The organism is bacterium (genome assembly GCA_036524115.1).
Classification (GTDB): Bacteria; JAUVQV01; JAUVQV01; order JAUVQV01; family DATDCY01; genus DATDCY01.
Genome location: DATDCY010000013.1, coordinates 1 through 8,040 on the forward strand (window position 1 = coordinate 1; position 8,040 = coordinate 8,040).

Below are 8,040 nucleotides of genomic sequence, written 5' to 3' on the forward strand. Positions count from 1 at the left end.
GCGAGGGCGTCGCGGGCGCTCGCCACGTCGGACTCCCAGCCCATCTCCGACTCGCCGCCGCGCTCGGCGACGACGCCGGCGGCAAGGGCGAACGAGCTGCGGGCGTAGCCGGCCGCCGTCCCGGCGCTCGAGCGCACCAGCACCTCGCGCCGCGCGGAGCGCAGGCTCACCGTCTTGACCCGCCGCACCGCCTCGTCGAACGCCAGGGCCTGCGCGAGCACGGCCTCGAGGCGATCGCGGTCGTCGGCGACGGTGGCGCCAAGCCCCGCCGCGTCGAGGATCGCCAGGTCCGACGCCGAGGCCCGCGCCCGAGGGGTCGGGAACGCCGGGAGGTCGGCCAGCCGCGCAGCCTCGACCGCACGCCGCGCCAGCCGCTCGAGTCCCGCGCCGCTGAAGTCCTGCCCGCATGAGAAGCCGGCGCGGCGCCCGAGAAACACCCGCAGGCCCACGCCGGCGGCCTCCGAGCCGCGGTACGTCTCGAGCCCCCGGTCGGTGTATTCGACCGTGCGGGAGGCGCCCGCGGCGCAGAACGCCTCGGCGCGGCGGGCGCCCGCCCGGTGCGCGCGCAGCAGCGCCTCGTCGAGGACCCGCTCCCACCGTCCCAGAGCCACGACAGACCCTCCGTGCTTGACAGCCCGCGCGGACCGCGGTAGACGAAAGTATATCACTCCACCGGGAGGCTCACCGAGGATGTCCAGCAGATGACACCGCAACGCGTCGCCGTCGTCGGGGCGGGGAGCTGGGGCACCGCGCTCGCCGCGCATCTCGCCGCCTGCGGGCACGCGGTCGAGCTCTGGGCGTACGAGCCGGAGGTCGCGGCGGGTGTCAACAAGGAGCGGGAGAACAGCGTCTTCCTCCCGGGTGTGCACCTGCCTGCGGGCATCCACGCGTCGGCCGATCTCGCGCAGGCGCTGGCCGGGGCCACGGTCGCGCTGTTCGTCACCCCCTCGCACGTCGCGCGGCCGACGCTGCGCGCGGCCCGCGCCCACCTGCCGGCGGGCGCGCCCGTGCTCGTCGCCACCAAGGGCCTCGAGACCGACACGCTCGAGACGATGGCCGAGGTCTTCGCCGGCGAGCTGGGCGCGACGGGACGCCACGAGCTGGCCTTCGTCTCCGGCCCGAGCTTCGCCCGCGAGGTCGCGGCCGGCCTGCCCACGGCCGTGACCGTGGCGAGCCGCGACGCGGCGACCGCGCGCACGGCGCAGGAGCTGCTCAGCAGCGGCAGCCTCCGCGCCTACACCACGGACGACGTCGTCGGCGTCGAGATCGGCGGCGCGCTCAAGAACGTGGTGGCCATCGCCGCCGGAATCGGCGACGGTCTCGGCCTCGGGCACAACGCCCGCTCGGCCCTCATCACGCGCGGGCTCGCCGAGATGGCGCGGCTGGGCATCGCCCTCGGCGCCCGCCCGGCGACCTTCGCGGGGCTCGCGGGCCTCGGCGACCTCGTGCTGACCTGCACCGGTGATCTCTCGCGCAACCGCTCGCTGGGCATGGCGCTCGCGGCCGGCCGCACCCTGCAGGAGATCCAGGCCGCGACGCGGACCGTCGCCGAGGGGGTGCGCACCACGCAGGCGGCCGTCCGGCTCGCCGCCCGCGCCGGCGTCGAGATGCCGATTGCGGCGCAGGTGCACCGCGTGCTCTTCGAGGGCGCCTCCCCGCGGGCGGCGCTGCACGAGCTGATGACCCGCTCGCTCAAGGACGAGAGCGCCTAGCCTCCGGAAGGACGGCGGCGCATCCCCGCCGCGCAGATCGCGAGGGCCATCACCATCAGCAGGTAGACGGGGTCCCCGTAGCGCGGGTGTGGCTGGGACATGACGGCGACGACCGCGTACTGCGACGCGCCGAGCGCCACCAGCAGCGCCAGCAGCGGCCGGGCGGGACCCGCCCAGCCGAAGGAGAGCAGCACGAGGCAGGCGACGAGGAGCACCGGCTTGAGCAGGTAGGCGCCGCGGTAGAGGTCGTCGAAGAGTGCGGTGGCGGGCCGCGGGCCCGCGACTTCGCGCCGCAGGCCCTCCGGCAGTTGCTCGATCCCCGAGCTCAGGTAGAGCGCGCCCGGCAGGTCGGTGGAGCGCTTCGCCTCGCGGTACTGCACCTCGCTGGGACCGGCGGCGAGCATGACGAGGTTGTCCCAGAAGAGCAGCGCGCCACCCGGCCGCGCCCGGAAGGCCTCCAGCGCGACGCGACGCAGGAGCTTGTCCGAGGCGGCCGCGCCGTACAGACGCACGGTTGCGGTCTTGATGAGCGCATAGGTGCTGGGCAGGGGGTTCTCAATGGTCATGACCGCCTTGGCGCGCTCGAAGTCGCCGATCCCCTCCCCGTAATCGCCGAGCGCCTCGTAGAGACGCCTCGTCGCCGGGCCGTTCTCCGGCGCCACGAGCCGCGCCGGACGATCGGGGTCGTACCCCCCGTGGTGCCGCCCGGCCACGAACGCCTCCCAGAAGAGGCTCGCGCCCCCGATGCGGCTGGACACCCCGAGTGAGAGGTTCGCGACGAATCCCGGCCAGCCGCCCATCCCGCATTCGCGGGCCACGCCGGCCAGGATCTCCCCGGCGCGCTCCGGTCCCGCCGCGGCGCCGGCGGTGGCCACGATGAAGTGATAGTAGTCGGGGTTGGGCCTGGTGAAGAACTCCCCGAGCAGCGCGTCCGGGCGCCCGCGGAAGGCACCGAACCAGACGTGCGGCGCCCGGGAGACCCAGCGCCCCGGGTCCTCTCGCAGCGCTCTCCCCAGCAGGTCGTAGAGTGCGCGGCTCGCCGGGCCGTTCCCGGGCAGGATGAGGGCGCGCGGCTCGCCGAACGTGTCGAAGTTCCTCGTCCAGGCGTCGAAGTACGCATCGTAGAAGCGCAGGTCCGCCCGCCGCGCGGCTGCCGACTGGCCGGGTTTCGGCGCGTCGCCGACGCCCAGCAGGAGCCAGTCCACGCCGGACCACGCCGCGAGCAGCGCGCAGTAGAGCGCCGCGGCCAGCAGCGGCGCGCGCACGCGGCGCGGCGGGGCGAGCACCACGACGCCCAGCAGCGCCCAGAAGACGAGCGCGTCCTTGGGCCGCGTGAGCACCATCGCGAAGGCGACCAGCGTGGCGAGATACAGGAAGCGTGGGGGACGCGCGGGGGTAAGGTAGCGCGAGGCCAGGCACACGAAGAGGATCAGCAGGAACAGGCCGAGCTGCTCGCTCATGACCATGCCGGCGTAGGCGTAGGGGATCGGCAGAAGCGCGGCCGCCAGGGACGCGCCCAGCGCCGGCGCCCTCCCCAGCGGCAGGAGCGTGAGGTAGATCAGCGGTGGGATCGCCAGCCCGAGCGCCGCCTGCACGCCGATCAGCCAGCGGAAGGAGTCGAGCCACGTCACGCCCGTGAGCACCATCAGCAGCGAGTACCCCGGCGGGCGGTTGGGGCTGACGAAGTCGGTGTGCGGCTGCCAGGACATCTTCCGGGCGTTGTCGAGGTACTGACCGGAGTCCATGTTGAACTGCGGGTGCGTGGTCCCGAGCCAGTACAGCATCAGGGTGAGCCCCACCGCGAGGAGCGCCACCAGGTCTCGCGCCTGCGTGGACGCGACGACGCGCCCAAGCCAGGCGCTGCCGCGGCGGATCACGCCGCCTCCCCCGCGCCGGCGCCGGATCCGCCGGCGCGCACGCCGGCCGCGCCGATCGCCACCGCCATCACGATCAGCAGGTAGACGGGGTCCGAGAAGCGCCCGTGCGGCTGCGACATGACGGCGACGACCGCGTACTGCGACAGCGCCAGCAGCACGAGCAGGACCGCGAGCGGCCGGGCGGGGCCGGCCCAGGCGAACGGCAGCAGGACCAGGCACGCAACGAGCAGCAGCGGCCGCAGCAGGTGGATGACGCGGTAGAGCGCGTCGAAGATGGGCGTCGGCGGCTTGTCGCCGCCGGCCTCGCGGCGCATCGTCTCGGGCAACCGATCGAGCCCCGAGCTCAGGTACAGGGGGCCCGGCAGGTCGGTGCTGCGCCTGTCCGCGGTGTAGTGCACCTCGCCCGGTCCCGCCGCCAGCACGACGAAGTTGTCCCAGAACAGCAGCACCGCGGCGGGATAGGCGCGGAAGGCCTCGATCGCGACGTCGCGCATCAGCCGGTCCGCCGCGCCCGGGCCGTAGACCTGTGTCGTGGCTGTCATCACGTGGTCGAGAGACCCGGCGCCCGGCCGCTCGATGAAGGCCGGGGCCGCCGCGCGATCGTAGTCCCCGGTGAGTTCACCGTAGGACGCGAGCGCTTCATAGAGTTGCCGGGTCGCCGGCCCGTTCTCCGCCCGGACCAGCCGGAAGGGCCGCTCGGCATCGTAGCCGCCGTGGTGCCGCCCGGCGATGAACGCCTCCCAGAGCAGGCTCAGGCCGGCCATCCTGCTCGAGACGCCAAGGGAGAGGTTTGCGGCCAGTCCGCGCCACCCTCCCCTTCCGCTCTCGCGGGCGACGCCGGCGAACACCTCTTCGGCCGCCGCCGGGCCCATCCTGCCCTTGACGGTGTCGACGATGTAGCTGAGGAAGACGGGGTTCGGATTGAGGAAGAACTCCTGCAGGAGAGCGCCCGGGTCCTGGGCGCGGACACCCAGTCGTGCACGCGACGAGCGGGATACCCACTGCGGCACCGGCCCCTGCCGGAGAGCCTCCCAGAGGCACTGGTACAGGACCCGGGTCGACGGCCCGTTGGCCGGGACGATGAACGGCCGCGGCTTTCCGTAGTCCTCGAACCGCTGCCGCCAGGTGTGCAGATAGGCCTCCTCGAAACGCAGTCCGGCCCGGTGGGCAGCCCGGCTCTCGCCGCGGGGAAGCGCGTCGGCGCAGCCCGTGAGCAGCCAGTCCGCCCCGGACCACGCTACAAGGGCCGCGCAGTAGAGGGCCGCTGCCGTCAGCGGCGCGCGGAGCCGCCGCGGCCCGGTCGCCGCCGCGACTGCAAAGAGCATCCAGAACACGAGCCCGCTCGCCGGTCGCGTCAGGACCATCGCGAGCGCGGTGACGGTGGCCAGCGCCAGAAAACGGGCGGGCCGCTCGCGGGTCAGGTAGCGTGAGGCGAAGTACGCGAAGAGCGCCAGCAGGAACATGCTCAGCTGGTCGCTCATGACCATGCCGGCATAGATGCAGGGGATCGGCGTCAGCGCGACCGCGAGCCCCGCCCCGAGCGCCGCCGGCCTGCCGAGGGGCCGAAGCGTCAGGTAGACCAGCGGCGGGATCGCCAGCCCCAGCAGCGCCTGCACGCCGATCAGCCAGCGGAGGGAGTCGAGCCACGTCACGCCCGTCAGCACCATGAGCAACGGGTAGCCCGGCGGCCGGTTGACCAGCGTGCTCGCCTGCCCCTGCCCCACCAGCTTCCGCGCGATCGAGAGATACTGGACGGAATCGACGTTGACCTGCGGGTGCGTGGTCCCGAGCCAGTAGAGCATCAGCGCCAGACCGGGCGCGAGGATGACGAGCAGGTCTCGCGCCGGGGAGGCGGGGGCGCGCAACCCCACCGCGAGGTACCGGACGCTCACGGCCGCTCCTTCGAGCGCGCACGCGCGCCCGCCGCCCCGATCGCCAGCGTCATCACGAGCAACAGGTAGGCCGGGTCCGTGAACCGCCCGTGCGGCTGCGACATGGCGGCGACGACCGCGTACTGCGAGAGCGCCAGCAGCACGAGCAGGACAGCGAGCGGCCGGGCGGGGCCGGCCCAGGCGAACGGCAGCAGGACCAGGCAGGCCACGAGCAGCAGCGGCCGCAGCAGGTGGGCGCCACGGTAGAGCGCGTCGAAGAACGGCGTCGCCGGCTTCGCCCCGTCGACCTCGCGGCGCATCTTCTCCGGCAGCCGATCCAGCCCCGAGCTCAGGAACAGCGGGCCCGGCAGATCGGTTCCGCGCTTGCCGGCAGTGTACTGCACCTCGCTGGGCCCCGCCGCCAGCATGACGAAGTTGTCCCAGATGACCAGCGCGGCGGCCGGGTAGGCGCGGAAGGCCTCGAGAGCCACGTCCCGCAGCAGCCGGTCCGCGCCGGCGGCGCCGTAGAGCCGCATGGCGGCCGTCGTCATCAGCGGATAGGTCAGCGGGCCCGGGTTCTCGAGGAGGGCGACGGCGACGGCCCGGCCGGGCTCGCCCGAGGCCTCTCCATAGTCTGCCGCCGCCCGGTACAGCTGTCGCGTCGCCGGTCCATTCTGCGGCCTGACGATCGGGAAGGAGCGATCGGGGTCGTAGCCGCCGTGGTGGCGCCCCGCGATGGCGGCCTCCCAGAGGAGGCTCGAGCCCTCAAGGCGGCTGGGGACGCCGGGCGAGAGACTCGCCACGAAACCCCGCCACCCGCCAATCCCGCACTCGCGCGCGACCGCGGCGAGGAGCCTGCCGCCGGCCTCGGAGCCGATCCGGGACCCAACCGCCCCGACGACGTAATCGAGATACTCCGGATTCGGGCGCGTGAAGAACTCCCTGAGCAGGGCGTCCGGGTCACTTCTGTAGGCTCCGAACCAGAACAGGGGCGGGCGGAACTTCCAGCTGTCGGGCTTCTCGCGCATGACCTGCGCGACATGCCCATAGAGCTCGCGGCTCGCGGGGCCGTTCTCGGGGACGATGAGCGGCCGGGGCTCCCGATAGTCCTCGAATGTTCGCACCCACGTGTGGAGATAGGCTTCGCGGAACCGCTCCGTCGCCCGGTGGGCCGCCGCGCTTTCGCCCGCCGCGGGCGTGTCGCCGTAGCCGAGGCAGAGCCAGTCGGCGGCGGACCACGTCACGAGCAGCGCGCAGTAGAGCGCCCCGGCCAGCAGCGGTTCGCGCACGCGGCGCGGCGGCGCGAGCGCCGCGAGCGGCAGGAACACCCAGAAGACCAGCGCGTCCTTGGGCCGCGTGAGGACCATCGCGAAGGCGACCAGGGTGGCGAGGTACAGAAAGCGCGGCGGGCGCGCGGGCGCGAGGTAGCGGGAGGCCAGGAACAGGAAGACAAACTGCAGAAAGAGGGCCAGCTGCTCGCTCATCACCATCCCGGCGCAAATGTAGGGGATGGGCACGAGCGCCCCGGCCAGGCCCGCCCCGAGCGCAGGGGCCCTCCCCAGCGGCAGGAGGGTGAGGTAGATCAGCGGCGGGATCGCCAGCCCGAGGGCCGCCTGCACGCCGATCAGCCACCGGAAGCTCTCCAGCCAGGTCACGCCCGTGAGCACCATCAGCAGCGAGTACCCCGGCGGCCGGTTGGGCATGATGAAGTCCGTGTGCGGCTGCCAGACCAGCTTGCGCGCGCCGTCGAGGTACTGGAGCGAGTCCTTGTTGAACTGCGGGTGCGTGCTGCCGAGCCAGAAGAGCATCAGCGCGAGCGCGACCGCGCCGATTGCGGCCAGGTCGCGCGCGAGGTGCCGGTGCGCGCCGCCTTCGAGCGCCACGTCCGGCGCTACCCGGCGAAGAAGCCGAGCAGGCGCGCGACGGTGTCGCGCAGCCGCGCGCGCTCCGTCACGATGTCGACGAAGCCGTGCGCGGCGAGGAACTCGGCGCGCTGGAACCCCTCGGGGAGCTTGCCGCCGATGGTCTGCTCGATGACCCGCGGGCCGGCAAAGCCGATCAGCGCCCGCGGCTCGGCGAGGATGACGTCGCCGAGCATCGCGAAGCTGGCGCTGACGCCGCCGGTGGTCGGGTCCGCGAGGATCGACAGGTACGGCTGCCCGGCCTTGCCGAGGCGCGCGAGCGCGGCCGCCGTCTTGGCCATCTGCATCAGCGAGAGCAGGCCCTCCTGCATCCGGGCGCCTCCCGAGCACGAGACGATGATCAGCGGCGTGCCCCGCAGCGCCGCGCGATCGGCCGCCCGCGCGATCCGCTCGCCGACGACGCTGCCCATGCTCCCGCCCATGAAGTCGAACTCGAACGAGCAGATCTGCACCCGGCGACCGAGGATCGCGGCCTCGCCGCAGAGGATCGCCTCGTTCAGGCCGCTCTTGCGCGCGGCCTCCCGCACCCGGTCGGGGTAGCGCCGCGCGTCCTTGAAGCGCAGCGGGTCCGCGGACGCCACCGCCTCGTCGTGCGGGACGAAGCTGCCCTCGTCGACCAGCAGGCGCACCCGCTCCTCGGACCCGACGCGGAAGTGGT

Annotated in this window: 6 protein-coding genes; 1 reads left to right on the forward strand and 5 read right to left on the reverse strand. The window is 73.5% G+C overall.

Features of this window, described 5'->3' with window-relative positions:
* On the reverse strand, window positions 1-611 hold a 611-nt coding region (locus tag VI078_00755; protein HEY5997818.1), incomplete at its 3' end, for a DNA gyrase modulator.
* Window positions 612-701: 90 nt separating this feature from the next.
* Between VI078_00755 and VI078_00760 the strand changes: the two genes are divergently transcribed.
* Entirely contained in the window at window positions 702-1,712 is a 1,011-nt protein-coding gene (locus VI078_00760; protein ID HEY5997819.1) for an NAD(P)H-dependent glycerol-3-phosphate dehydrogenase, read from the forward strand.
* Here the strand turns inward: VI078_00760 and VI078_00765 are convergent.
* The 4 genes from VI078_00765 to VI078_00780 form a co-directional block, all read right to left on the reverse strand.
* Window positions 1,709-3,589, reverse strand: a complete 1,881-nt coding sequence (locus VI078_00765; protein HEY5997820.1) for a hypothetical protein — start codon at window positions 3,587-3,589, stop codon at window positions 1,709-1,711. The genes VI078_00760 and VI078_00765 overlap by 4 nt on opposite strands.
* A complete protein-coding gene (locus VI078_00770; protein HEY5997821.1) occupies window positions 3,586-5,481 on the reverse strand; it encodes a glycosyltransferase family 39 protein in 1,896 nt (631 codons plus the stop codon). The genes VI078_00765 and VI078_00770 overlap by 4 nt, the downstream gene beginning before the upstream one ends.
* A complete protein-coding gene (locus VI078_00775; GenBank protein HEY5997822.1) occupies window positions 5,478-7,343 on the reverse strand; it encodes a hypothetical protein in 1,866 nt (621 codons plus the stop codon). The genes VI078_00770 and VI078_00775 overlap by 4 nt, the downstream gene beginning before the upstream one ends.
* A gap of 8 nt (window positions 7,344-7,351) precedes the next feature.
* A partial coding sequence (locus VI078_00780) for an acetyl-CoA carboxylase carboxyltransferase subunit beta (GenBank protein ID HEY5997823.1) occupies window positions 7,352-8,040 on the reverse strand: 689 nt, incomplete at its 5' end.